General features: G+C 30.9%; 23 protein-coding genes. 8 read left to right on the forward strand and 15 right to left on the reverse strand.

Annotation, left to right across the window (positions count from 1 at the left end):
• Positions 1-4 precede the first annotated feature (4 nt).
• The 3 genes from ABW636_RS07090 to ABW636_RS07100 form a co-directional block, all read right to left on the reverse strand.
• Positions 5-2,074: a response regulator gene (locus ABW636_RS07090; protein WP_367589266.1), complete on the reverse strand. Its 2,070-nt coding sequence runs from the start codon at positions 2,072-2,074 to the stop codon at positions 5-7.
• A gap of 181 nt (positions 2,075-2,255) precedes the next feature.
• Positions 2,256-4,235, reverse strand: coding sequence for a response regulator (locus ABW636_RS07095; RefSeq protein WP_367589267.1), 1,980 nt, complete (start codon positions 4,233-4,235; stop codon positions 2,256-2,258).
• A 195-nt stretch (positions 4,236-4,430) separates the two neighbouring features.
• Positions 4,431-5,432, reverse strand: coding sequence for a pirin family protein (locus tag ABW636_RS07100; protein WP_367589268.1), 1,002 nt, complete (start codon positions 5,430-5,432; stop codon positions 4,431-4,433).
• A gap of 404 nt (positions 5,433-5,836) precedes the next feature.
• Between ABW636_RS07100 and ABW636_RS07105 the strand changes: the two genes are divergently transcribed.
• Positions 5,837-8,437, forward strand: coding sequence for a T9SS type A sorting domain-containing protein (locus tag ABW636_RS07105; RefSeq protein WP_367589269.1), 2,601 nt, complete (start codon positions 5,837-5,839; stop codon positions 8,435-8,437).
• 232 nt (positions 8,438-8,669) lie between these two features.
• Here the strand turns inward: ABW636_RS07105 and ABW636_RS07110 are convergent, their stop codons facing one another.
• The 9 genes from ABW636_RS07110 to ABW636_RS07150 form a co-directional block, all read right to left on the reverse strand.
• Positions 8,670-9,212 carry a hypothetical protein gene (locus tag ABW636_RS07110; RefSeq protein ID WP_367589270.1) on the reverse strand — a complete coding sequence of 181 codons (543 nt, stop codon included), beginning with the start codon at positions 9,210-9,212 and terminating at the stop codon, positions 8,670-8,672.
• 85 nt (positions 9,213-9,297) lie between these two features.
• Positions 9,298-9,975: a hypothetical protein gene (locus ABW636_RS07115; RefSeq protein WP_367589271.1), complete on the reverse strand. Its 678-nt coding sequence runs from the start codon at positions 9,973-9,975 to the stop codon at positions 9,298-9,300.
• Between the two features lie 199 nt (positions 9,976-10,174).
• Positions 10,175-10,786 carry a hypothetical protein gene (locus ABW636_RS07120; RefSeq protein WP_367589272.1) on the reverse strand — a complete coding sequence of 204 codons (612 nt, stop codon included), beginning with the start codon at positions 10,784-10,786 and terminating at the stop codon, positions 10,175-10,177.
• Between the two features lie 44 nt (positions 10,787-10,830).
• Positions 10,831-11,622: an AraC family transcriptional regulator gene (locus ABW636_RS07125; RefSeq protein ID WP_367589273.1), complete on the reverse strand. Its 792-nt coding sequence runs from the start codon at positions 11,620-11,622 to the stop codon at positions 10,831-10,833.
• Between the two features lie 244 nt (positions 11,623-11,866).
• On the reverse strand, positions 11,867-12,550 hold the full coding sequence (locus tag ABW636_RS07130) for a hypothetical protein (protein ID WP_367589274.1): 684 nt from the start codon (positions 12,548-12,550) through the stop codon (positions 11,867-11,869).
• 483 nt (positions 12,551-13,033) lie between these two features.
• Positions 13,034-13,744 (reverse strand): class I SAM-dependent methyltransferase, encoded by a 711-nt coding sequence (locus tag ABW636_RS07135; protein ID WP_367589275.1) that lies wholly within the window; start codon positions 13,742-13,744, stop codon positions 13,034-13,036.
• A gap of 175 nt (positions 13,745-13,919) precedes the next feature.
• Positions 13,920-14,510 carry a class I SAM-dependent methyltransferase gene (locus ABW636_RS07140; RefSeq protein ID WP_367589276.1) on the reverse strand — a complete coding sequence of 197 codons (591 nt, stop codon included), beginning with the start codon at positions 14,508-14,510 and terminating at the stop codon, positions 13,920-13,922.
• 282 nt (positions 14,511-14,792) lie between these two features.
• The gene (locus ABW636_RS07145) at positions 14,793-16,256 is read right to left on the reverse strand and encodes a magnesium chelatase (protein WP_367589277.1); all 1,464 of its coding nucleotides are present in this window, start codon (positions 16,254-16,256) and stop codon (positions 14,793-14,795) included.
• 30 nt (positions 16,257-16,286) lie between these two features.
• Positions 16,287-17,411: a vWA domain-containing protein gene (locus tag ABW636_RS07150; RefSeq protein ID WP_367589377.1), complete on the reverse strand. Its 1,125-nt coding sequence runs from the start codon at positions 17,409-17,411 to the stop codon at positions 16,287-16,289.
• Between the two features lie 305 nt (positions 17,412-17,716).
• Here ABW636_RS07150 and ABW636_RS07155 point away from each other — a divergent pair, with 305 nt between their 5' ends.
• The 3 genes from ABW636_RS07155 (at position 17,717) to ABW636_RS07165 (ending at position 20,561) form a co-directional block, all read left to right on the forward strand.
• The gene (locus ABW636_RS07155) at positions 17,717-18,082 is read left to right on the forward strand and encodes a hypothetical protein (protein ID WP_367589278.1); all 366 of its coding nucleotides are present in this window, start codon (positions 17,717-17,719) and stop codon (positions 18,080-18,082) included.
• 250 nt (positions 18,083-18,332) lie between these two features.
• Positions 18,333-19,811 (forward strand): SLC13 family permease, encoded by a 1,479-nt coding sequence (locus ABW636_RS07160; protein WP_367589279.1) that lies wholly within the window; start codon positions 18,333-18,335, stop codon positions 19,809-19,811.
• A 153-nt stretch (positions 19,812-19,964) separates the two neighbouring features.
• Positions 19,965-20,561: a hypothetical protein gene (locus ABW636_RS07165; protein WP_367589280.1), complete on the forward strand. Its 597-nt coding sequence runs from the start codon at positions 19,965-19,967 to the stop codon at positions 20,559-20,561.
• Positions 20,562-20,771: 210 nt separating this feature from the next.
• Here ABW636_RS07165 and ABW636_RS07170 read toward each other — a convergent pair whose 3' ends face one another.
• Complete coding sequence (locus ABW636_RS07170; protein ID WP_367589281.1) at positions 20,772-21,005, reverse strand: hypothetical protein; 234 nt, start codon at positions 21,003-21,005, stop codon at positions 20,772-20,774.
• Between the two features lie 167 nt (positions 21,006-21,172).
• On the opposite strand from ABW636_RS07170, the gene ABW636_RS07175 reads away from it, so the two are divergent.
• The 3 genes from ABW636_RS07175 (at position 21,173) to ABW636_RS07185 (ending at position 24,449) form a co-directional block, all read left to right on the forward strand.
• Positions 21,173-22,384 (forward strand): bifunctional alpha/beta hydrolase/OsmC family protein, encoded by a 1,212-nt coding sequence (locus tag ABW636_RS07175; RefSeq protein WP_367589282.1) that lies wholly within the window; start codon positions 21,173-21,175, stop codon positions 22,382-22,384.
• Between the two features lie 106 nt (positions 22,385-22,490).
• Positions 22,491-23,087: a superoxide dismutase family protein gene (locus tag ABW636_RS07180; RefSeq protein WP_367589283.1), complete on the forward strand. Its 597-nt coding sequence runs from the start codon at positions 22,491-22,493 to the stop codon at positions 23,085-23,087.
• Positions 23,088-23,264: 177 nt separating this feature from the next.
• Positions 23,265-24,449 carry an LETM1-related biofilm-associated protein gene (locus ABW636_RS07185; protein ID WP_367589284.1) on the forward strand — a complete coding sequence of 395 codons (1,185 nt, stop codon included), beginning with the start codon at positions 23,265-23,267 and terminating at the stop codon, positions 24,447-24,449.
• A gap of 40 nt (positions 24,450-24,489) precedes the next feature.
• Here the strand turns inward: ABW636_RS07185 and ABW636_RS07190 are convergent, their stop codons facing one another.
• Both ABW636_RS07190 and ABW636_RS07195 read right to left on the reverse strand, forming a co-directional pair.
• Entirely contained in the window at positions 24,490-25,113 is a 624-nt protein-coding gene (locus ABW636_RS07190; RefSeq protein ID WP_367589285.1) for a DUF8845 family protein, read from the reverse strand.
• A 7-nt stretch (positions 25,114-25,120) separates the two neighbouring features.
• Positions 25,121-25,615: an RNA polymerase sigma factor gene (locus tag ABW636_RS07195; RefSeq protein WP_367589286.1), complete on the reverse strand. Its 495-nt coding sequence runs from the start codon at positions 25,613-25,615 to the stop codon at positions 25,121-25,123.
• Between the two features lie 342 nt (positions 25,616-25,957).
• On the opposite strand from ABW636_RS07195, the gene ABW636_RS07200 reads away from it, so the two are divergent.
• A complete protein-coding gene (locus ABW636_RS07200) occupies positions 25,958-26,692 on the forward strand; it encodes a LytR/AlgR family response regulator transcription factor (protein WP_367589287.1) in 735 nt (244 codons plus the stop codon).
• Positions 26,693-26,842: the final 150 nt, after the last annotated feature.

The raw sequence follows: 26,842 nt of genomic DNA on the forward strand, positions 1-26,842 counted from the left end.
ACAACTAACTCTGAAAAAACTGAAAGTATTTATTAAGCATCGGCTTTAATATTTTTCTATCTACTGGTTTTGACACGAAATCATCACAACCGGCATTTAATGCCTTTTTGATATCTTCTTCTGTAGAATACGCGGTTTGCGCTATAATAGGTATGTTAGGTCTTATTTTTTTTATTTTTCTTGTAGCAGTATACCCATCCATTATTGGCATTCGTATATCCATTAAGATTAAGTCTATATGTTCATTGTTACTACAAAGTTCTACTGCATCCTTTCCATTTTCTGCACGATGTATAACAAATTTATAATTATTCATTTTTAACAATATTGTCTTTAGAAACAAAAAATTAACATCACCATCTTCGACAATTAAGATAACTTGTTTTAAGGGTGCATCTGACATATTTTCTGAGGGGGTATTTTTATTGTGTTTTGAGGGGTTTATAATTGGTAAATATGGTAACGATAAAACAAATGTAGAACCTTCATTAAACCTCGAAGTAAAATCAATGGTTCCTCCTATCAATTTTGCATTTTTCTGTGCTATGGATAAACCAAGCCCTAAACCATCATAACTTTTAGTAACCTCTTTTTCTGATTGTGAAAAATTTCTAAATATTAAATCCTGATCCTCATTTTTAATACCTATACCAGTATCTTTAACACTAATTACCAGCAATTTATCTTTTACTTCGCACAAAATCTCAACAACGCCATTACTGGTGAACTTTATAGCATTATCGATAAGGTTAAATAGGATTTTATTAATTTTCAATCTATCAATTAAAACAATACTTTGATCTTCTGACAAATTACTATTAAAACGGATAGCAATATTTTTACTTATTGCTTTATTTTGAAAATCCAGAAATAGCGTCTGTAACACTTTATTAATATCGGTTTCTTCCTGTTTTACTATTACTTGATTTGTTTCTAATTTCGAAATTTCTATAATATCATCAATAATGTTTATTAACTGATTACTGCTATCCATAATAATTTTAGAATATTCTTTTTGAACATTGGGTGTGATCTCTGGATCATTTAGTAATTCTGAAAAACCAATAATCCCATTCATAGGTGTTCTTATCTCATGTGATATATTATGAATAAATGCAGTCTTAAGCTTGTTACTTTCTTCTGCACGTACTTTTGCAATATTTAATTCCTTTGTTTTCTGAAGAATTAAGTATTTAAGGTATCTGTTAAGTAAAAGAATTGCCATTAAAATTAGAAGAATCGCAGCTGTAAGTGTTATCCAAAATCTTGTTTTCTTATAAAAAGGAACTACTGCTTGATATAGCCAGTTATCAAAAATAACTTCTTTCTCATTATTGGTTATTCCTGCTATAACTTTTGCAAATATTTGATTAAGAATTACATTATCTTTTTGAACACCAATACTAGCAGAATACTTGTATCTGGTTTCTGCAACTACTTTAAGGTTATCAAGGTTTTCTGTTTTAATTAAATAATTGGTGATTGCTTTTATTCCTATAAAAGCATCGTACTCTCCCGAACTAACTTTTTTTAAACTGGCTAGATCATCGATTTCATTAACAATACTCAAGTCCTTTTCATCCTCTTTCAAGGTTTCTATAATTGCATATCCTTTCGGGATAGTAATTAACTTATCACTAAAATCATTGATTTCGGTACCATGATCTTCATTTTTTCTAGTTACAATTACATAATTGGATTCAAAAAATTGTCCATAAAAATTCAGGTATTTTTCTCGTAAAGGTGTTTGTTGTATTTCTAAAACAATATCAACTTTATTGTTTTTTGCATCATCTATTACAGATTTCCAATCTTTATATAATTCGCGTTTAAACTTATAATTGATTTTATCTTCGATAAGCAATAGGTAATCCACCAAAATACCATCTATTTGCTTTTTTTCATTAATAAATTGATATGGAGCATAATACGGGAATAATGCAATAGAAATACTATCATTATTTTTTAACCAATCCTTCTCTTCTTTGGTAAGTATATTCGTAGAGTTAGAACAAGAAAAAACCAGAGCCAACACGATTGTTGAAAAGAAAGTATATAGTAATTTTTTGAACATAATTTTACTAATTGGTTCTTTACCTTTCTTCCCTTTTTTAATAAAGATACTATTTAATACTAACACTTTCAAAAAAACGATGGGCTTATTTACAAGTATTATGTATCTATATTATCTATTGTTAACTTATTACAAGTCTTAATAAGTAATTTATCTTCTTTATTTTCGACAAAATACTTTTCTAAGATACTTTTAGGAGTAAATATTTGTTAATTATTCTTTTAAGTGATTTTAGGTTTACTGGTTTTGAGATAAAATCATCACAACCCGCTTTATAGGCATTTTTAACATCTGTTTTACTAGTGTAGGCTGTTTGTGCAATTACAGGAAGATTAGGGTACATCTCTTTTATTTTTTTAGTTGCATCATACCCATTCATGATAGGCATTTTTATATCCATCAAAATCAAGTCTACATTATTTTCTTCACAAAATGATACCGCTTCTTTTCCGTTCTTTGCTCTTTGAATAATAAAATTATACTCCTCCATTTTTACCAAAATTGTTTTAAGAACTAAAAAATTGACATCACCATCTTCTGCTATTAAAATCATATAATGTTTGTCGATGATATTTTTGCTATCAGGTTTTGAATTATCTGTAATCTTTCTTTTGACTGGTTGATAGGGTAGTTCTAGCCTAAAAGTAGAGCCTTTATCCAAAATAGATGAAAACGACAAATTACCTCCCATCATTTTCGTATTTTCTAAAGCAATGGTTAGCCCTAAACCTAAGCCCTGATATACTTTTGATATTTGATCTTCGGCTTTAGAAAAACTCTTAAATATATTTTTATGTTCTTTTGGATCTATACCAATACCCGAATCTCGAACACTAATCATTGCTGAATTATTTTTTATCATAACGGTAATCATAACAGCTCCCTGATTAGTAAATGTAATGGCATTTTCTATCAATGCATTAATGGTTTTGGTAAACTTAGCCTCATCTATCATCATAACTCCCTGATCCTCTTCAATTGTGTTATGAACAATTAATTCGATACCCTTTTTCTTTGCGATAATTCTATATGTAGAAAATATAGTATCTAGTAATTTTAAAATATCTACTGCGGCTAGGTATAGTTTTACTTGTTTGGTTTGTAGTTTTGAAATTTCAAGAGTATTATCCATATTATCAATAAGCCTTTTACAACTGTTAATAATAATCTCTGTATAAGTTATTTTTTCATTAGTTGTAATCTTTTCTTTTTTAAGATGTTTAGAAAAAAGAAGGATATTATTTATAGGAGTTTTGATTTCGTTTGATATATTGTTTATAAATGCCGTTTTTAAACGATTATCATTTTCTGCCAAATCTATTGCTTGCTTCAATGCATTAGTTTTTTGCATAACAATATGTCCCAAATAAAAATTTACATCGACTATAATTATTAGTAATAACAGAAAGAATATAACAATCGGTATAAAAAAATTAACTTTTCTGTACAATGGTACTGTTTTTACATATAGCCAATTCTCTACAACATCTTGTTTTTCTGCATTAGAAATATTTTTTAAAGCTTTTGTTATAATTTTATTTAAAATTTTGGCTTCCTTATTTACTGCAATACCGGGAGCATACGAATAGCGAGATTCTCCCACAACATTCAAATTGGGCAAGTTTTTAGAATTAATTAAATAATTAGCAACGGTTCTGGGACCGATATAAGCATACTCCTCCCCTTTCTGGACTTGTTCTATCGATTCAATTTCATTAACATACGTCTGAATTTTTATTTTCGGATATTTTTCACGTAAAAAATCATCTGGTGGATACCCCAAAGGAATCGCAACGGTTTTATTAGTTAAATCTTCTAACTTTAACCCAAAAGGAGTTTTGTCAGAAGAGACTATTACATAAGGTGTATCGAATAAAGGATCGTGAAAACTTAGATATTTACTACGAGTTAGAGTATACTGAGCTTCCAGAATCATATCTGTTTTTTTTGTTTTGAGATCGCTCAATACTTTAGACCAGTCCGAGTAGTGTTTTCTTGCAAATCTATGATCTATTTTTTCTTCTATGAGATCCAGATAGTCTATAAAAATTCCTTCAATCTCATCATTTTTATTTATGAATTGATAAGGAGGATAATAAGGGAATAAAGCAATACTAATAGAATCGTTTTCTTTAAGCCATTTTATCTCTGTCTCTGACAAAATTTTTTCATTATTACAAGAAAAAGATAGTAATATACAAGGTATATATACTAGGGGTATAAGTAGAGATTTGATTTTAATCATTTAAACAGAATATTCTAAAAAGATGACAATGATCTAGTTAAAGATAATATAATGTTAAAATTTTTAAGCAAAAAAAGAAAATAATTTACAATTTATTAAAAACCAAAAGTGTTATTTATTTATTTCTGTACCATCTGGAAACAGGGCAAATCTACCTTTTTCGGGAGCATGTACATGGTCATGGCTACTCCATGGCCAACCTCCAAATTCTGTTTGTTGATACTCCTGAATTGCTTCTCTAATTTCTATTTGACTATTCATAACAAAAGGACCATGCTTTACCACCGGTTCATTAATAGGTTTTCCTTGTAACATTAAAAAATGAGATTCTATATTACCATTTTCGAGAACAAACTCTTGATCTGCTTGCAATATTATTTCATGAGAAACAGGAATTGTGTATCCTTCTGCAGTTATTTCTCCTCCTTTAAAGAAATAAATCGATCTATTAATTCCTTTAGAGGCCTTAGGAAAAGTAAAAGTTGCATTTGCATCTATCTTAATTGTCCAAATCGCAATTTCATTATCAGGATCTGCGGCCCAAGAATCTGGGGCCGGTTCTGGTGCAATTGTATCTTCATCTATTTTACCGGCTACCAATGTAATCTCAGCTCCATCTCCATTATTAATTATTGGCACATCTTCGTTCCACAGCATTTTAAAATGTGGCGGAACCATTTTTTTATCTCTGGGTAGGTTAAGCCAAATCTGAAAAAGCAAAAATGGATTTTCCTTTTGAGTCTCTAATAACGGAAACATTTCTGAATGTTGAACACCTTTACCTGCAGTCATCCATTGCACATCACCATTACCAAAACGCCCAGCTGCTCCTAGAGAATCTGAATGATCTACCAATCCCTTCTGAACAATAGTAACGGTTTCAAAACCGCGATGTGGGTGTGCAGGAAAACCAGGCACACTACTGCCATGGTACATTCGCCACCCATCTTTTAAAACAAAATCCTGACCAATATTACGCCCTTCTAAAGAGGCATCTGGTCCTAGTTTACCATTACCCTTTGGGTAGTTATCTTCATGATACGCACAAAATAAAAAGGGATCTTGTGTTTCCCATGGGAAACCTAATGGTTTAATTTTAAGAATAGCAGACATAATTTATGTATTAATAATAATGACCTTATTTACATTACAAATTTAAATGATTTATTTGTTATAATTTTACAAGCATTTCTAAAGGAAGAGTTAAGTTCATTTTATTGACCTATTCTTGTTAAATACCATTTTTAACTTCTTCTTTTTGCTTAGTAGATATGTCCTGTTTGAACCTTACCATTAGTACTACAACGTTATAAATTGATGTATTTTAAATCGATAAATACCCTGTTAATCTACAGTTTTTAACCATTCAGCTAATTTGTTTTTATACCCTCCTACTTATATCTATCTTTTACTTTTTATTAATTCTTACACTATTATAAAACTCAATTTTTTTAATAAAAACCAACACAAAAATGAAACACAAACTATTACTAGTGTGCTTACTCTTTAACCTTTTAATGTCCGCACAAACATTTACTCGTGACTACAGTAATGCTTCAACTACTTATCAACTAAAAATGAATTTTCAGGAACAGTCCTGGGGAGATGTTTATCTTGACGTCGAGGTAATTAACAAAGGAACAAGTAGTATTAACGTACGAAATGCCAAGGTTATATTTTCATCAGATGCAACTCCAAGTTTGGTGAACTTTTTTCCAAATGGTAAGATTTCGTATCCAACTGTTAGCTTTACTCAGGCACCAGATGGTAATCAAATTTTAAATACACTTACTATAGGGTTACCCGATGGATCATGGGTAGATGATATGTTAGGTCCCGATGAAAGTTTTAAGTTTAGAGCAGACCTCAAAACGGTAACTTCATCAGTTAGCGACATTGCCGATACGGTTAGATTTTATCTTGAAAACGAAGAGCCTTCTTTATTTACAGATGTTACTACAACGATTTCGGGTAATGACGCAACTGCGGTTACTATAAATTATAAAAATACTGTTTCTAATACTACTGTTACCAAAACTACTTCATCTTCGGTTACAGCTTCTCTTAGAGTAGATCAACAACACCAGGTATGGGTAAATGATTTTGTGATTGGAACAACCAGATATGCAAGTAAGTACCCAGAATCTTCTCCACTATCTTTTACTCCTTCGAGTACCAATAATACTATTGCAATACCATTTATAAAGTCTGTTATTTCTACAGAAAATGTAACCGTAAATGTAACCGGTTTGCCAGGTGGAGCTTCTACTTCTATTACGCTACAGCATAATGACATTAGCGGTTCTGATAAAAATGCACAAATCAGTAATGGTACTACTACAATTTCACAAGTATTAGTAGGTACCTACTCTATCTCTGTGGGTTCTTATACCGACAATGCTAACAATTTGGTATACACGCCACAATTTAATAACAGTATTAATGTTACTACAGGAGGTACCAACACTATTACTGTTTCTTATACATCTGCTTCTATTCATGAGTTTGCTGTTAAAGGGTTTCCTAAATACCTTTCTCATGGTACTATTACCAATGCGGCGGCTGCTTTTGATGATAGTTTTAAAAACTCTCCTTTAAGTTCAATTTTTAAATATTCTGGTTTAGACGGTGCCGGAGACAGAGGAAAAATTCCTAATATGACTCCTACCAAAAATACGATAGAACAAGCCAGAAGATTAGAAGCTAATCAAAATGGACAAGTAATTCTTCCGGTAATGGTTCATTATACGGCCAATGCCAGTGGTGGTGGTTCTCTAGAAGCAATAAAAGATTTGGATGAAAATCAAAACCTTTATTATCACTACAGAAACCTTATTCAGGAAATTAAAGTAATGCTATCTTATGAAGATGCAGCGCATCCAAATCCTGGAGCATTTGTAATTAGTCCTGATCTTATAGGTGCTATTCAACAAGATGTTGTTTTTGGTAATGATCACAATATCAGAACCATGAATATCAAAGTTAATGAAGAAATACAAAGAGCTTTTCAAGATGAAAATCTTAGTACTAGTGGGCTTCCTACTTTTGCAAGTAACTTAAAAGGATATTTTCAATCTGTAAACTTCTTGATTCACCATGTGGGAGAATGTAAAATTCCGTTTGGATACCAGCAGAATGTTTGGGCAGCAGGTTCTGCTCGTTGGGTGTTTGAAGGTGCTGGTGAATTTAATGACCCTGTAAGTGAGGCTATTGAAGTGGCTGACTTCATGAACGATCTTGAACTATATACTGGGGACTGGAAACCTGATTTTATTGCATTTGACCGTTATGAAAGAGATTGTTTTGGTCCTGCTGCTGTTCAAAACTATGCCTGGACTGCAAAACATTGGGATAAATACTTAGTATTTTGTAAAGAAATTGCAGAACGCATTGGTAATGCACCAATTATGTTATGGCAAATTCCTGGAGGTCATATGGCTACAACAGACGAAGTACTTACAAATTATAGTGTTAGCTTACATTCTTCTGCCTCTGCTCCATTCTTTTTAGGAGATAGCAGAATAGGAACCAATCTAAATACAATTAGACAGGATATAAAAAACATATCTCTATTACCTCACTACCAAGCAAATAATGTTGGAGAGCTTTTAGCCGACGATAATGGTTATGATTGGGGTACATCTAATTTACAACGATTGGCCAATATGAACGTTTTCTCTATCCTATGGGGAGGTGGTTCTACAACAGGTGTTGGTCCTATAGGAACCAATGGTGATGATGATGGGTGGCTAGCTCAAAAAATCACAGATTACTATAACGGCCCATTGGTTTACAAAACTATTGCTGTACCTCCTTATCAAGATGCTGCATTTTGCCAGAACGGAGCTACTTCTACTACCAAAAATGGTGAAGATCCATTTGACTTTAAAATGTTTCCTATTCCTGCAAATCGTTATTTATCTATAAAAAGCAAAGCTTTAGGTTCTGATTTTTATGTGTCAATTTATGATATGTATGGCAAAAAAGTAAAACAATCAAAAACTTTAAAAGGAAATACAATTAATGTATCTTCTTTAGCCAAAGGAGCATATATTATTCGAGTGCACCCAAAAAATGACACTAGAAAAATTGTTACAAAAATGTTCTATAAAAATTAGAACCGTTTAATACTAAACGATAAATTTTGATTTATAAATAGTAGAAACAACGCTGCAAAAAAGACTATTGCCTTTGGATTGGATGCAGACATAAAAAAACCTTTGATTGTTAAGAAGAAAACTATCATAATCACAAAGACCATCTAGAAACATAGATGGTCTTTTGTTTGAAAAAAGGGTTTCTATAAGGAGACCTTTTCTGATTTAAAGCCCAAATTAATTTTGATTTATCTTATAAGCCAAAATTATACCCTATTGTAATACCGATGGGCCATGCTTTTGTAAATTCTGATATTCTAGGATCGTTTTCGACTTGTCTCTCGTCATTTTTATAAGATGATGAACGTATAGGAAGTAATAATCCAACATCCCAAAAGTTCCCTTCTTTTCGTTTAGAATTTATCTTAATTCCTAATCCAAACGTTGCTCCTGTATATACTTTGTCATATTCGCTTAACCCATCTATTTTAATAGCTGCATTGGTTCCGTACATACCTGTCAAATAAAATTGCGTTGCAGTCTTGCTTTTGAAATCTTTTAGTAAACCAAAGTTATAACCAACACCAGAAAGTTGATACCCTACTCCACCAAAAATGGTTAAATGATCTATTACATTCACTCCAAAACGAGCTCCTATAGCCCCATACGGAAAACCTACACCAACTCCTAACGTACTTTTCCCTTTCTCTGAGCTTTTATGAATTTCCTGAGCGTGATTATAATTAGATACAGCCAACAGAGAAATTACTAAAAAAATTACTTTTAATGTTTTCATAGTTCTAAAATGTCCAGTTTGTATTTAAAGTTGAGAGGCGCACTCTCCTCATCTATGGGGAGAGTCGTCTCTCGATTAGCAAAAGTTATTTGTTTAGTTTCGTTTTTTCTAATCCAATAGTTTTTGTGATTGCACTTGATATTGAATTTGCTAAATTTTTATATTCAGGTGGGGTTTTCCATTTTCCTTTTATTTTCTCAACTGAGTTAGAGAAATCTTTAAAAACAATTGAATTGTCTGAGAGGTCAATTATTTCAGAATCAATTCTACAATTTCCCATTTTTCCAGTTTCAATCATTCCATAGTAACTCACTAAAAGCCCATATTGAACATCTACAATTAAAAGTTCGTCTATTCCTTTATCTTTTAAAAAGCGTAGGTCATATTTATGATACTTCTTTTTTGATGAAGATGGTTTTTCAAACTTTGTGAGTTTCTCAATGTCATATTTGAAATCAATTTCATTTAAAGGTTTGCCTTTGGTTTTGAATAGTTGTCTATATAAATCTTTTATATCATTATTTGGGTTAATTTTTTTATCAACTATTGAAAGGGGTTCTTCAAATCGTTTTCCTTCTGTCAAAGCCATATCTAACAATCCTTGAGCACCTACTTTATATACTCCTATTGAGTCAATTAAATAAATCACTCCAACTTTTTTCTGGTTTGAGTAGTAGTTACTCGAAAGAGGCATTTTAACTGCACAACTAGTTATTGTTGTCAAAATAATCAGTAATCCAAATGTTTTTAATATTCTATTCATATTGTTGTTTTTAATTTTTGCTAACGTTAAGTATAAAAATAGTAGCCTACTGTAATAGTAAATACTTTCTATTTACTACTAAATTTTATACAAGCCACAATATATTTTTCTTTATAGATAGATATCACAGCTATTGTTTTTATATAATGTTATGTTTTTTTCACAAAGTTGCTGTTGTAAAGAGTTTATGCTAGAAATTTTATTTTTTAAATTTTAAAGGCCCATCATAATCATTCCAATTAATTGAAGTTTCATACTTTTGACTTATTGAAGTTTCAACTTTCACCTGATTATCTTCAATTATTTTCACTAATAAATCAGGCATGTACATCTTTAATAACATAGATCTTGATTTTTCTATATTTGGTGAAATTTCTAGGACTGTAGTTTTATCTTCGAAAATTTCGAAACTTAGAATATCCAAGTTAAAAAAGGCCCCTTTTTCTAAAACCTTATTTACACTTAACCCTCCATCATAAATAAAGCCAACACATGTGATATTATACTTACCAGGTTTTAATTTAATTTCTTTTGAAGTTCCATATCTAGTCATATAGGGAAAATCAAAATTCAGAAAACGTTTATTTGCTAAAGTTGTTACAAATTGATTTTCTGAAATTCCCCATTCTAAAGCTCCACTTTCAAGTTGTTTTAATATTTTTTTTCTTAGTTTAATCTCAGACTTAAAAGGCTTTAGTTCTAAAATAAGAGTTCCTTGAGAGCCCTGAGAATAAAGTGGATTAGCACCTAAGTTTAAAAAAAGAATAAATAAGATAAGTGTTGGAAATTTTATTTTTTTAAAAGTTGTCATTTGTTATTGTTTTATTAAGAAAACAAATATGCTTCTTTAAAGAATTACAAGTCTTGTAAAATCTTGCAATTCTTTTTATAATTTCCAGGGGTTACTCCAACGTATTTTTTGAAACTATGCGTAAAATGACTTTGGTCATAAAAGCCTGATTCAAGTGCAATTTCTACCAAAGGAACATCCATATAAAAAAGCTTTTTTGAGTTTTCTATTCGTATAGTAGTTAGATATTCCAGAGGTGTTAAACCAATGCTCTTTTTAAAGCTTTTTTGTAGTTTAAATTTATTTAATTTAAACTTTTGCTGTAGCATTTCTAAAGTTATTGATTGGTTATAATTTAGAGACAAATAGTTTAAAATATCGTCAAAAGGTTCGTTAGCATATTTTTTAAAATAAGGTTGATGAATATCATGCAAAGTATCCAGAAAAAGATTTTCAATGATTTTAAAAATTGATGCTTCGTTTATATTAAACTCATTGTTACGATATGAGATAAAATAAGGAAGGCTTGTCAGATAAGAATAATCAGCATTTATTTTTTTTGCAACATTTTTGATTACGTCATCGCTTATATAAAGTGCCTTATAGGCCCAGGCATTGTTTTTATTGCCCCAGTTTTTATGAATTGAATAAGGGGGAATTAATTGCATTGCATTCTTATTGACCAAAAAACCTGAATTGTTATATGCCATATTTTCGCTTCCGTATTCTACATATGCCAGACTCCAAGATTGGTGAAAATGAGAAGGGAAATTTTTATCGATAAACACAGCAGACTTAAGCTCAATACCGTCTAATATTGATAGTTTTGTTGTCTTTACATTGTTTATTTTGATCATTTAAATTTTCAATTAAGTACTTGTTTTCTTGAACAAAGACAGTATTTAGCGATATAACAATAGTCAGTATTAATAATTTAGTAGTTTTATATTCCTTCCTTTTGTTAATATGTTTGGTAACAATTGGATATGTGTACCGGTACACATAGCATATATCCATTATAAAAGCAGGATGATTTCTTGTCAAATAGAGTGTTTTGAAACTTTAAATAGGAATCCCTATGAAAAAATCGCTATCCTAAATTTATAAGGGAAATGAAAATCCTAAATAAAGATCCATTCCACTTCCTTTTAACTCATCAAAAGTATTATCTCCTGTAAGTTCTTTTATATCATAAGAAACCCCGTAATATCGCAACCCTATAGTTAAAACACCTCCATTTCGAAGGGTTTCTTCGTATTCTGTTATTAAATTGAATCCTTGAGCATTATTATAATCAAGGTTAAATTCTCCCCCTAACTCACCTACATCAAATTTCATTTTGTTTCCGAAATAAAAACCGTAACCAACCCCAACATTAATTTTATTAGTTTTACGGGGATTAAGTGCTATCAAATATTTGATAGTAGGAAGAAAAGTAAACCTATTAAACCTAACAGTTGCATCGTCCAGTATTGGTCGCAAATGACTCGACTGATATCCCATATTTATACCTAGGCCAATTTTATGGTTAATTACATATTCTCCTGTAGCAGAGACATGCCATCCACCACCGCCACTAATAGAAGAATCGCCCGATGAAACCACTTCATTATCACCATTCACTTCATCATAGTCTAGTAAATCAATATGATTAAACCCCAAGCCATAACCAATTTGTCCTCCTATTCTAAAAAAATTATTTGTGTTTTTTTCTTGATGAGTATCCTGTGCTGATAACGTTGAAACTATTAAAAGTAAGGCTACCCAAATAATTTTTGTTTTCATATTCCAATATGTTTGTTAAAGTTTTATTAATTGTGGTACAAACATATTTCCTTTTTCTCTGATAAAATATTTTTAACATAAAATTTTCATAAAAAGTAGTCGAAATTCCGGAATTTTGATGGCTAAGATGCCTAGACATATTAATGCTGTTACAACTAATTATGAGAACTATAGCTAAGAAAAAACATGTATTTTCAAATTTTGTGGAAAAAATAAGGATTTGCTTATGTTTTTATATCAGTCTAGGCTACGTATGCAATCAAATCGATATAAAGCTAAAAGAGCAAAGTATCCAAATCTATGTAAAATCGAGTTTCAAGAAGACTTATTTTCCCAATAAACACACAGTAAAAGCTTATTTGTAAAGCATAACAAAGATTTTTTCACTGTTTTGAAAAACTTTCTGATGCTTGTGCATCTAATTTTAATAATTTACACCTACAATTCACTAATACCCTAGACTATAGTTAAATAAACAACCATTTATTTTTTAACAGCTCTGATACACATAAAAGCAGGAAAATCATTTAATTCTTTAAAATGTTTAGGATCCGCCTTTTCAAACTCTTTTGTAGGCTTTGGTTCTATTAATTTATCAATATAAAAACCATTATTTGTTAAGGGTAGTATACATTCACTTAATGGCCTTCTATAACTGTTAACTTCTATAGGTTTACCAAATCCATTCCAGGTACATTTTACATTTTCTATTTCGAAGTATTTGGTTGATTCAAAAAAATTGAATTCAAAAAAAGGATGTTCTACTGATATCACAAGAGCTCCATTAGATTTAAGTACTCTACAAAACTCTTTAATCGTTAAGGTCCAATCTTCTATGTAATGAAGTGCTAAAGCACATATCACGACATCAAAAGAATCTTTTTCAAACATATGTAAAGGTGTCGATAAATCATGAACAAAAAAATTTGAAGATAAATTATTTCTTTCCTTAGCTAATTGTATCATTTTCTCACTGATATCAACTCCTATAACCTTAGCGCCTTTAGAAACTAAAATTTCGGCATATTTTCCAGGGCCACATGCCGCATCCAATATTGATTTGTTTTTAATTTCTGAAACCAAACTCAAGGTATTTGGTCTATCATAATATGCGTTGTGAGGTTTATGATCAATTAATTCATTATACTTTTCTGCCATTTCTTCATAAGCGGCAATTATTTTTTCTTTTACCATACTACACTTTTAGCTATTATAATGTAAACCCAATAAATTCTATAATTCAAAATTGAATATAAAAATTATAAATCTAATATATATAGATAGTCTGCTAAAACGAATTTAGAATTGATCAAAAATCATTTAAAGATTAGGCTTTAAGAAGTTTTTTTTACTTTATACGACCTAATTTTTACAAATCTTCTTTCTTCTTATACACCCCTACTTTCCAGTAACGTAATTCTTCGTTTGTTCTTACTGTAGAAAAGTCAAGTTCTTGTAAAGATTCATTTTCCTTAAAGTACTCCCAACAACCAATACCTTCTCTATAGATAGAACTTATCAATAAACCATTGGGGTTTAATGCATCAAGCATACGAGCCATCACGGTATTCTTTTCTTTTTCATGTATGTAATAAAAAGCTTCATTAAATACAATAATATCAAATTTTTGTTTCGGAAGATAATGTATAGCATCAGCTACCTCGAAATCACTATTTTTATAGTTTAGTTTCTTTGCTTTGTCTATAGATACCTTAGAAAAATCTATTCCGCAGAAATAAGAATATGGAGTATTCTGCATATACATTGTTAGTACGCCATAACCGCATCCAATATCAAGTATACTTGGGTTCGATACCCCATAGTTATCAATAAACTCGATTATTTTTTTATAACGTTTAAGTTCTTTTTCACTTTCTAAACTATCCCAACGACCACTTTTGTACTGCTTATTCCAACGTATTTTTCTACGCCAATGATGAAATTTTTCAATGATACTCATGCTCATAGGGCTAACTTATTTATATAGTGTTTAAAAAGAAGGTTTATATATTTTTGATAATTTATGGATAAGACTGTTGTAAACTACGTCTATATTTTTAGCTTTTATCTTCGGCCATTAAAAAGTAATTAATCGGTAAGCATACTCAATTTGTTTACATGGTAAACATATAAAACTTTTTTATTACTTAGTTATTTTTATCTAATTATTGTTAATAATAGTATCGTAAATATTATTTCAACAATACCATAGTGACTCGTTATTTATTTGTTTTTAAATCAGTTACAAACCACTTATATAACTTCCGTACAAATCTTTAAAACTAAAGCCTTCTGAAAGCCTATACTTACTCAATTTTTTAAATTCTACCAATCCCCACAAGGTAAACTCCATCATGAAGTATCTATCTTCTTTAGAAATATCTGGGTGAAATTTTTTAATTAAATCTTTTAAAGGCTTAATACTATCAAGCTTGTCTTTATATTCTTTGTCAGATATCTCGTCAAGTAACTCAAAACCGCTTTGTTCAAAAAACCATGCTACCAGTTCCTGGTATGGACTTTCATAATCTTCTTTTTCTAATTTTTCTATTTTAGGGAAATATTCAACAAAAAGGGTTTTAATGGCTTCTCCTATTAAAGAGTTTGCTACAGAAGATGCTCCCTCTTGTTCGCCTTCATAGACCAATTCTACTTTACCAGTTATTGCTGGTATAATGCCTATAAAATCACTTAAACGTAAAGAAGTACGATCAACTCCTAATTGTAATGCTCTATATTCTGCTGTGCTCAACAAATTTTCATAGGCTGTAATACTCATTCTGGCACTAATACCACTTTTATGATCTATAAATTCGCTTTCTCTAGCTTCAAAGCTAATCTGTTCTAACAAGTCCTTTGCTATGGCAGGTACATACACCAAATCAGTCTGCCTTTTATCTAATTGAGCTTCTTGTTGGGTAATTGTTCTGGCAATCTCGATGGTTTCTGGGTAATGCGTAAGTATTTGAGACCCTATTCTATCTTTTAAAGGAGTAACAATACTTCCTCTATTTGTATAATCTTCTGGATTTGCGGTAAACACAAACTGAATATCTAATGGTAACCTAAGCTTAAATCCTCTGATTTGTATGTCACCTTCTTGTAAGATATTAAATAGTGCTACTTGTATGCGTGCTTGTAAATCCGGAAGTTCATTAATAACAAAAATACTACGATTTGCCCTGGGGATCATCCCAAAATGAATAACTCTATCATCGGCATAACTGAGCTTTAGATTGGCGGCTTTTATAGGATCTACATCTCCTATAATATCTGCTACTGTAACATCTGGAGTTGCTAATTTTTCTACAAAACGCTCTGATCGATGTAACCATGAAATGGGAGTATCATCGCCTTTACTTTTTATAGTTTCGGTTGCAAATCTCGAAATTGGGTTAAACGGATCATCATTTATCTCTGAGCCAGCTACCACCGGTATCCACTCATCTAACAAATGAATCATTTGACGTGCCAAACGTGTTTTTGCCTGGCCCCGTAATCCTAATAAGTTAATATTGTGCTGTGAAAGAATGGCTCTTTCTAACTCTGGGATCACAGTATGTTCATATCCATGAATTCCTGTAAATGTATTTTCTCTATTGCTAATTTTAATTCTTAGGTTTTTTCTTAGCTCTTCTTTTATGGATATACTTTGATATCCAGCACTTTTTAACTGACCTAAAGTCTTTATGGTTTCAACTTTCATATCTTTTATAACAGAACACCTTAATAAGTATTATTTAATTTTCTTTTTTCTATTAGTTTCGTAATCTTCGAATATCATTTCTCCAAGCCCTTTAAGTCCTGTATAAAAAGCTTTGCCTTGATTTGCATAGGTAAATTCTCTAACGAACTGCATCAGATAAGGGTCTTGTGCTATCATAAAGGTTGTGATTGGAATATGTAATTTTCTAGCTTGTTGTGCCATCATATAGCATTTATTTACAATATGTGGATCTAGGCCATTACTGTTTTTATAATAATTACCATCTGACATTCGTAAACAACTTGGTTTACCGTCGGTAATCATAAAAATCTGTTTATTGGTATTTCGCTTTCTACGAAGCATATCCATCGCTAATTGAAGGCCGGCCACTGTATTAGTGTGATAGGGCCCTACTTGTAGATATGGTAAATCTTTTATGTTTATTGGCCAGGCATCATTACCAAAAACAAGTATATCCAGAGTATCTTTAGGATATTTTGTAGTAATCAATTCTGCCAACGCCATGGCTACTTTTTTTGCCGGCGTAATGCGATCTTCTCCATAAAGAATCATACTATGACTAATATCAATCATTAATACCGTACTCATTTGAGCTTTGAACTGAGCTTCTTCTACTACTAGATCGTCCTCTGTAAAATGCAAATCATCAATCCCATTATTTATCTGAGCATTTTTGAGACTTTCTGTCATTGATATTCGTTCTAAAGAGTCTCCGTATTGATAATTACGAAACTCACCAGAAGGCTCATCTCCTTTTCCCAAATAATTTGTTCTATGATTTCCTTTTTTACTTCTTTTTAACTTGCCAAAAATCTGATCCAAAGCTCTTTTTCGAATGGCCTGTTCTGTTTTGGTAGTAATCGACATCCCTCCTTTTCCATCAGGCTCTATATCTTCTCGTAAATATCCTTTCTTTATTAAGTCTTGTACAAAATCATCAAGCGTATACTCTTCATCTGTTAACTGATATTCTCTATCCAACTCCTTCATCCATTCCAAAGCTTCTTCTAAATCTCCTGAAGTATGTATTATGATTTCCTGAAAAATATCGAATAGTTTATCGAATATAGATTGCTCTGGAGCTTCGAATGCCTGAAAAGTAAATCCTTTTTTAAAAACTTTATTTTCTCTCATCATAAGATAAAATTAAAACATTTAATGAATATTGAGTATCTATCTATAAAGTATCTAATAAGAATTAACATAAGTTTTAATGTAATTAAAACATTAAAGCAAGAGCAAATTCATTACTTATTTACAAAAATTATCATTTTTTTAACATACATCACCGTCATATAGAGGGTTTATGTAGTAATTTTACAATACCCCTATTTTTTAGATAATTGTTAAAGCACTATATCAAATACATATGATGAAACGTATTAAGTCAATGTAATTGCATACTTGTGTATAGTATGTAATTTTTAAATTATTAGATTATGAAAAATTATTTACTATTATTCCTTTTTATGCTACCTGCGTTTGCAGTAAATGCCAATTATTCTCTTAAAATTTCACCAGTATCATTTATTGAAAGTAGCGTTCAAAACCCAAGTGATCGTAAACTTTCTACAGAAGAGGTAAAACAAAGAGGTCTGGATCTTTTGGCAAATCAAATTGTTGCAAACCTTGATGATATAGATTTACGAAAAATGGCCAGATCAGCAATTTTTGAAACCTCTTATGGCTTTAGATGGAAAATGGTTAATTTACATAATGGGCAAAAAATAATTATCAAGGTTGATAAAGATTTTAACCTTATTTCTGCAAGGAGTAGTGATAATTCGAAAATTATGACTCCATAACTTCAGAATCTCTTAACGTATCAAAAACAACGTAATTACTTTCTATTTTCTTATCAAAGTTAAATGAGTTGATTTCTTACAATTAGCTCGCACTACATTAGTATGTTCTTTTTTGAGCATATCATGGATCGTTAAATAGCCCCCGTATTCTAATCTATATCCTGATTTAAGGTTACATATAAATTCTTTTCAATACTTTTACTACAATTATTTATTTACATGTGGTCTTGACCCAATATGGATTAACTTTATGAATCTAAATCTTAAAAAGACAGGAGCTATTTGCGGCCCTCTCGTTTTCTTTCTTGTTTTATTTTTTTTTCATCCAGAAGGTCTTACCAAAGAAGCTAATGCAATACTTGCAAGCACTTTATGGGTTGCTATTTGGTGGATCACAGAACCTGTACCAATAGCTGTAACCTCATTATTACCGATTATATTGTTTCCATTATCAGGAGGAATGGATATAAAGACTACCACAGCTGCTTTCGGAAATCATACAATTTTCTTATACACAGGAGGATTTATACTAGCCATCGCCATACAAAAATGGAATTTGCATAAACGTATTGCTCTTACCATTATTCACATTATAGGTACAAACGTAAAAACCATGATTCTTGGTTTCATGATTGCCACTGCTTTTTTATCCATGTGGATTTCTAATACTGCGACTTCTGTTATGATGTTACCCATAGGTATTGCTATTATATCACAACTTACAGACAATCCAAATACTATCGAAAATGAGAACAAGATTTTTGGAAAAGCATTAATGCTTAGTATTGCATATAGTGCTTCCATTGGTGGGATTGCAACTCTTATAGGTACTCCTACTAACCTTATTCTTGCTGGTATTGTTAAAGAAGTTTACAATTTTGAAATTACTTTTACCAATTGGGTTATCATAGGATTACCAATAGCCATACTTATGCTGTTTATTAGCTGGTATTATTTAACACATATTGCTTTTCCTTTTAAACAAAAGACATTTCCTGGAGGTAAGGACGAAATAAAAAAACAGCTTGATGCACTTGGTAAATTATCTTTTGAAGAAAAAATGGTGCTCGTGGTTTTTGTATGTACAGCCTTTTCCTGGATAACAAGATCCTTTCTACTAAAGCATATTATCCCTCCTATTAATGATACTATCATTGCTATGATCGCTGCAATTTCTTTATTTATATTACCTAGTAAAGAAAAAGGGAAACCAATAATGGATTGGTCCTCGGCAGTAAAGCTTCCTTGGGGAATATTATTGCTTTTTGGAGGTGGTTTGGCCCTTGCTTCTGGATTTAAAGAGTCTGGATTAGCTTTATGGATAGGTACTCAAATGACATTATTACAAGGAGTTTCTTTGATCGTTCTTTTGGCTTTTATTGTTACCGCTGTAAACTTTTTAACAGAAATAACATCAAATGTCGCTACTACCTCGATGTTATTACCTGTGCTTGCTTCGATGGCATTATCGTTAGAAGTACATCCCTTTATTCTTATGATTGGTGCAACTATTGCTGCTTCATGCGCATTTATGCTTCCGGTAGCTACTCCTCCTAACGCTGTGGTTTTTGGTTCTGGATATCTAAGTATCCCCGATATGATGAAAAAAGGGTTTTGGTTAAATTTAATATCTATTTTTCTAATTATCGTAATAACGTACTACCTGCTACCTTCTTTATGGAATTTTGATCCATCTACCTTTCCGCAAGATTTTAATAGGGATTTATAAAAAACACCCTTCAATCTTAAAACTATCGATATTCATGAATAGCCAGTTGGAATTCATGAAAAACGACTACAACTCCTTGTTTTACAAACCGTTATCACACTAATTTTGACTTATAAATTTTAATCAATTATAAATCATAAAACTTTTAAAACAATGAAAACACACAAATTTTTATTTTCGTTTTTTACCATAGCTATTATGGGATTGGTATTTACTTCTTGTGAAAAAGAAGAAATACAGGAAACGGATACTACTGGAGAAGATCTTGATGAAATTAAAGCTTTGGAGGAAATCAAAGTAAATAATGATATATCGGTAAAGTCAACCTTATCATACACGAATGCACTTCGATATTATTCTGGAGGAAGAAATACTGTTCATACATATAAAGTTGCAAATTCTGGAGCAGCGATTGGAACATATGAAGGGATTGCGTTTAGAACCCCTATTGTTGCCTCTTCTAATGGAGTTGACAGAAATGAATATAATTTTTTGTATTTTTTATTACACCCAAGAAATGAAGATTTTATGATGACTACAAGTGCTCGTGAATATTGGAGTTTAAGAAGAAGCGGGTGGAATAACCTAACACATAATTATGTATTAATTCACAAAAATCAGAAAACCGGTTTAAAAAGATTATATCGTTTTTATGGTCATAACAATTCTGATCATTTATTCACCACCAATTACTCTGAAGGCACCAGAGCCGGTTATAGATATGAAGGTGTTGTTGGTTGGGTAAAATAATAGGCCTCAGAAACTAAATCAAACAATTCATTTAGTATTAGTAGAAGTCAATAAAACTTTAAAACAATAAAACGCTAGAGATGTATAAAAGAGGTTTTTTTATAATTACTAAAAAAACCTCTTTTTTGGCACATAACAAGCTTACAAGTTCTACCTACAAAAAATCTTGTATACAAGTTTCTTCAAGAATAAAAGCAATTTTCCTCAACATTACTTTAGCATATTTTTTACGGTATCATAACTCTCTTCATACTCCCAATATACAATTCTATCAAAAGCATATTTAATCAAGATAAATTGATTACTTACAGATAATATTCTATCGATCGCCACCATTTTTTTTGATGCTTTTTCTAATTTTACTTCTTCTGTTATTTCTTGGTTTCTTGCATCAAAACCATGTACAATGATATGATCTTTAAGTGTTAGTTCAATATATTTCATTTTGGCTTTCTATATTTTGAAAAACAAATGTAAGCATTGTTACCTTAACCAATCATTAATATTTTGGTTGATGGTTTTTGGTTATTTTAGAATTCTTTAAATTTTATCACATAACTCTTGCAAGCTCTCTCATCAAAAAACGACTCTTGCTATAAACCATTCTAAAGATGAATCTATCTAAAGTAACTTTTATCAATTCTGAAGGACAAACATTGTCTGGTCGTATAGAACTTCCTGTTGATCAACATCCTCATAACTTTGTATTGTTTGCACATTGTTTTACTTGTAATAAAAATCTGGGTGCAGTAAGAAATATTAGTAAAAGTCTTACAACCCGTGGATTTGGAGTATTACGATTTGATTTTACAGGCCTTGGAGAAAGTGAGGGAGACTTCGAAAACACCAATTTTTCTGGTAATGTAAATGACCTTATTGCGGCCTCTGATTTTCTTGCAAATGAATATATGGCTCCATCGTTGTTAATCGGTCATTCTTTGGGCGGTGCTGCCTCCATTTTTGCAGCTTCAAAAATTGATTCTATCAAAGCAGTTGCCACTATTGGAGCACCTTCTAACCCAGTTCATGTACAACACTTACTAAAAAGCGGAATTGAAGAAATAGAAACTCAAGGCAAAGCTACTATCAATCTAAGCGGCAGAGATTTTACAATTAAAAAGCAATTTTTGGATGATCTAAAAAACAAATCGTTACCAGATGTTGCCAAAAATCTAGGCAAAGCACTATTAATAATGCATTCTCCTCAAGATACAACCGTTCATATTCATAATGCTGAAGAAATTTATTTAGCAGCAAAACACCCAAAAAGTTTTGTGACTTTGGATGGTGCGGATCATTTATTGATGAGAAAAGAAGACTCTCTATATGCAGGAAAAGTTATTTCAGAATGGTCGTCCAGATATATTAAAAAACCCGAAACCCCAGCATTAAAAAGCACGTATCAAGTTGTTGCTAGCTTAAGAGACACAGGTGGTTTTACAACCCAAATGAAAGTAGGCAGTCATTACATGCTTGCAGATGAACCTGAGAACGTGGGAGGCAATAATTTTGGCCCTACTCCCTATGAATATGTATCTGCTGGCTTGTCTGCATGTACAGCTATGACCATAAAAATGTATGTTGCCAGAAAAGGATGGGATTTAAAACATATAGAAGTGCATACCGACTATAGTAAATCCTATAATGTTGATTTCGAAAATGCTGAAAACCCGGATGCTAAGATCGATACCTTTAAAAGAGAAATAAAACTAGAAGGAGCGTTAGATGAAAAACAGATTACCAGAATATTACAAATTGCAGATAAGTGCCCTGTTCATAAAACATTGCATAGTAAAGCTCAAATAATCACCACACTGCTTTAATAGTGATCTAACAAGTATTACAATAGTAATATTTGTAGCATTTTTTTTGCCATAAACTAAAACTGCATTATATTACCACTACAAACAAAATACAAGCCAAAAGATCATGAAAAATTTAAAATTGGTAGTACTTACTGTAGTATCTATAACCATATTTGGTTGTAAAGGAGAAAAAAAGGACACCACAGACCAAAATAATACTCCTGACAAACAAGAAACTGTTACTACTGAAAAAGTAGAAAAAAACGAAACTAAAACAATAGAGTTTAATCTAGAGCCTAAAAACGACAGTAATGTTGCTGGTAAAATTATCTTTACAGAATCAGAAGGAATGGTAAATATGATTGCAGAGCTAACGGGTCTGGAAGAAGGTGAACACGCTATTCATATTCATGAAAAAGCAGATTGTAGTTCTGCAGATGGTAAATCTACAGGTGGACATTGGAATCCAACTATGGAACCACACGGAAAATGGGGTGCAAAAGAAGGGTACCATAAAGGTGATATAGGAAACTTTAAGGCCGATGAGAATGGTAATGGTGCTTTGACATTTGCTACTAACGAATGGTGTATAGGATGTGAGGATAAAAGAAAAAATATCTTGGGTAAAGCCATTATAGTACATCAAGGAGTTGATGATTTTACCTCACAACCATCTGGAGCTGCTGGTAGCAGAATAAGCTGTGGCGGTATTATACAGTAAAGATAATAGAACGATAAAATATACGTTTCAAAAGAGGTTACTTGTGTAACCTCTTTTTTATTGATTGATATTTATAGTATATATAAAACATATAGCCCATAAATTGATTACATTTTTATAACTTTTTAAAATTTCGTTTTATCAAAATAAAACTAACTTTGTAACAAACCTAATTCAATGAATCCTTCAACTTCTGGTTGGATAGAAAAGTTTCTACGAGATCAAGACAATGATCTACACTTACTGCAATGGTCACTTGATAAACTATATCTCGATTTAAGAAATGTAGGATTTATCTATGGTAACTCTATAGATATAATTGTAAATAACATTTCTGATATTGTATATTCTGAAGAAGAAAAAACAAAAATCAACCTTTTCTCTGCACTGGTTGTTACGTATTATGAAACTATAGAAAATGCAGATAAAGAAGATTGTATTAATGCGTTGCTTCAGTTTTATAGTTTTTTAGACACTAAAAAATCTTTTTTTTCATTAACCAACATACTGACATCAAACATTTATGAAAAATTAGAAAAAGTTCTACATACCCGCATACAAACAAATGAGTCTATTTTCAAAAAGAACTTTAGTCATCTGCTAACAAATGCACTCTTATTTATTGATGTATTGGCTTTTGATTATTTTTTAATCCATGATAAAAACCCTTTAGATTATGCGACAAAGCTAGAAGAGTCTTTAATAAATACTGTTTTTCTAGCGCTAAATTCTAAGACAGAAAAAGATCAATATGATCAACTTTTGGTTAAACTTTTTTCTTCATCAGTTAGGTATACACATATATCTACAGAAGAGGAAGCCAGTTTTGATCATTTAGAGTTAGATTCGTATACCGACGAAATTGAAAAAAAATACATTTTGGATCTTACCTCGTTAGCTGTTTGGAACGATGAGAAATTAGATCAACACGAACACAATTTTATGACGGCATTGGGAGCCGAATTAGGGCTTGCAGACGACTACACAAAAGAGTCTCTTAACCTTGTGAGAACTTTTATAAATACACATAGAAGAAACATTACTTTTTTCAACTATTCTAATCCTGCCTTACACTTTTACCAACAAACCTCTCGTACGGTAAGTATCCTGATATTAAGAAATAAAAAACGGTTAATTAAAGAAATATCAGAAAGTAAAGAGTTAATGATTTTACTAGGTCAATCGACACTAAGAGATTTGTCTACCGAAGAAAAGCAACAAGTAAAAAAACAGTTACTTGATATTTGTAAAACAATTCCTTCTTTAGCTATTTTTATACTTCCCGGAGGGAGTCTGTTATTACCTCTTTTGGTAAAATTTATCCCTCAATTATTACCATCTGCTTTCAATGAAAACAAATAATTAAAGTGCTATATATTTTTACAAAAGGCACATAAAATACCTATACTTCAAGTTTTTCAAGTTCCTTATAGTTCTTTTTTAACTTACGCGTTAGTATACCATATATAAGTCTATAAAACAACGCAATTAACCCAACAAAAATTAGAACAACCATGAGTGTACTTACCAATACAACCCATAGTGGCGGTTCTCCTTGGATTGTGCTGTTTTGAAATTGGTCTGTAAAGGAAAAAATATAAATTATTGTCGAGATAAGTACGATTGCAAACAGGCTTATACTCACAAAAATATATTGTCGAACCGTTCTTCGCGTTTTTAAAATATTCTCCATTAGCACTTTGGTAGAATCTGTAGTTTTAATTTTTCTATAGTTTTGATAAAATCTAACCATAAAATACACTAAAACGCTATAGGATAGAATAGAGGAAAATATAGAAAACAATCCCATATCCACATTTTCTATCTTGGTATGCATTCCATTTAACCTAAATACAATATCTAGAGATGTCCATAAAACAAATTCTAAAATACTAATGATAAAAATCCATCTTACAATAGAAGAAGATTTTTTTAATATCATTTGATATATTTCGTTATATGATAACTTGGGAAACACATTCTTCTGTTTCTGCCAGTCTTTTTTTAATAATTCTAATTCATCCATGATGGGGTTACGGATTTAATATTTTTCTTAATTTTGTTTTTACCCGGTTCATTTTTACCCTGGCATTTACTTCGCTTATACCCATTGTTTGGGCAATTTCATGGTATGGTCTATCTTCGAGATATAAAAAAACAAGTGCTTTTTCAATATCATTAAGTTTCTTTACAGCTTCATACATTAATCGTAACTGTTGTTCTATCTCATCATCATACTCCTCTACCTTAATTCTGTAATCAAACGTTTCAATATTTGTAGTATTAATACTTCTTTTAGATTTTCTGTACAAAGTAATTGCAGTGTTTAGCGCAACACGATACATCCAGGTACTAAACTTCGAATCTCCTCTAAATTTTGGATAAGCTTTCCAAAGCTGTATAGTAATTTCCTGAAACAAATCATTATGCGAATCTGGATCACTTGTATAAATCCTACAAATCTTGTGAACAATATTTTGATTTTGTTCAAGATTGGATACAAAACTATGTTCTAATTCTTTATTCACTGTGGCTAGTTACATCCTATAAGTAGTGCAATATACTTTTATGTTACACTAAACTTTAAAAAAATTATAAAACCTTGTTCAAAAACCATAAATAACAAAATAGTGTCTATTTTAAATGACAGTTAAAAGTATTTATATCGCTTTTTTTCTTATTTTTAGATAAATTTAACAAGACTAAAAAATACTATCAAACAGGATTACCCCTAACATTAATCAATAGACCTTTATAATCTGCGATAGTAATTACTCCTTTTTTAGTGTTCCATAAACCTAAACACATTCTTGTCTTATTCCTTGATTAATAGGAAATGTATTTTAAATAATATTAAAATCTAACAAAGAATGAAGTGTTTTCTTATAGGGGATAACAATGATTTACTAGAAGGAATAGAAGCATATTTACAAGCTAACTTCTTTTATATACGAGTTTGTGAAAAATTAAATTCATATGTACAGTCTGAAAAAATGCTTCATAAAACAACACCCGATTTAATCCTAATCGATGTAAATATTGATATAGAAATTCCTACTAGTTTTTTAAGAAAAGTAAGAAAAGCTACTATTGATGTTTTGGCTATCATTCCTAATGAGTCTAATATTATTAATTTACTAGAAAAACATAATATAGAGTATATCACAAAACCTGTAGACTTTACAGAGTTGAGAATTAGTATTAACAAATCTTACATAGGTATTTCTAAGGAAAAAGAGCTTGAACAAATTTTAACAAGAATTAAATCCACTACTCCCAAAAAAAGAATAGCCATACCACAAGAAAAACAAATACAAATGATCTCTGTACAGGATATTATGTATATAGAAGCAGATATCAATTATTGTCAAATATACATACAGGATCAAAAATCCATTTGCGTATCAAAAACTTTAAAAACTTTTGAACAACAGCTAATTAACAACGTTGAGTTTTATAGAATCCATCAATCGTATTTGATTAATATTAATTACATAACCAAAATACTTAAAGCAAAGCTACCTCAGGTAGTCATGGAAAATGGAGATATCCTTACCATATCCAGATCCAAAAAAACCGATTTTTTAAAGTCAATTCTGGTATAAGGTCCAACCAATCAAAATCCAACTAAACGTAATCAATTCTATAGGAAAGCTAAGCTCATCGGCTATTTACTCTGTCAAAAATATCTCAAAGCAAACTTGGGAATATTAGATCTAACATCCCTCTTGAAGTATCCTAAAATAAATCGATAT

Origin of the sequence: Aquimarina discodermiae, assembly GCF_040786235.1 — a bacterium.
Lineage (GTDB): Bacteria > Bacteroidota > Bacteroidia > Flavobacteriales > Flavobacteriaceae > Aquimarina.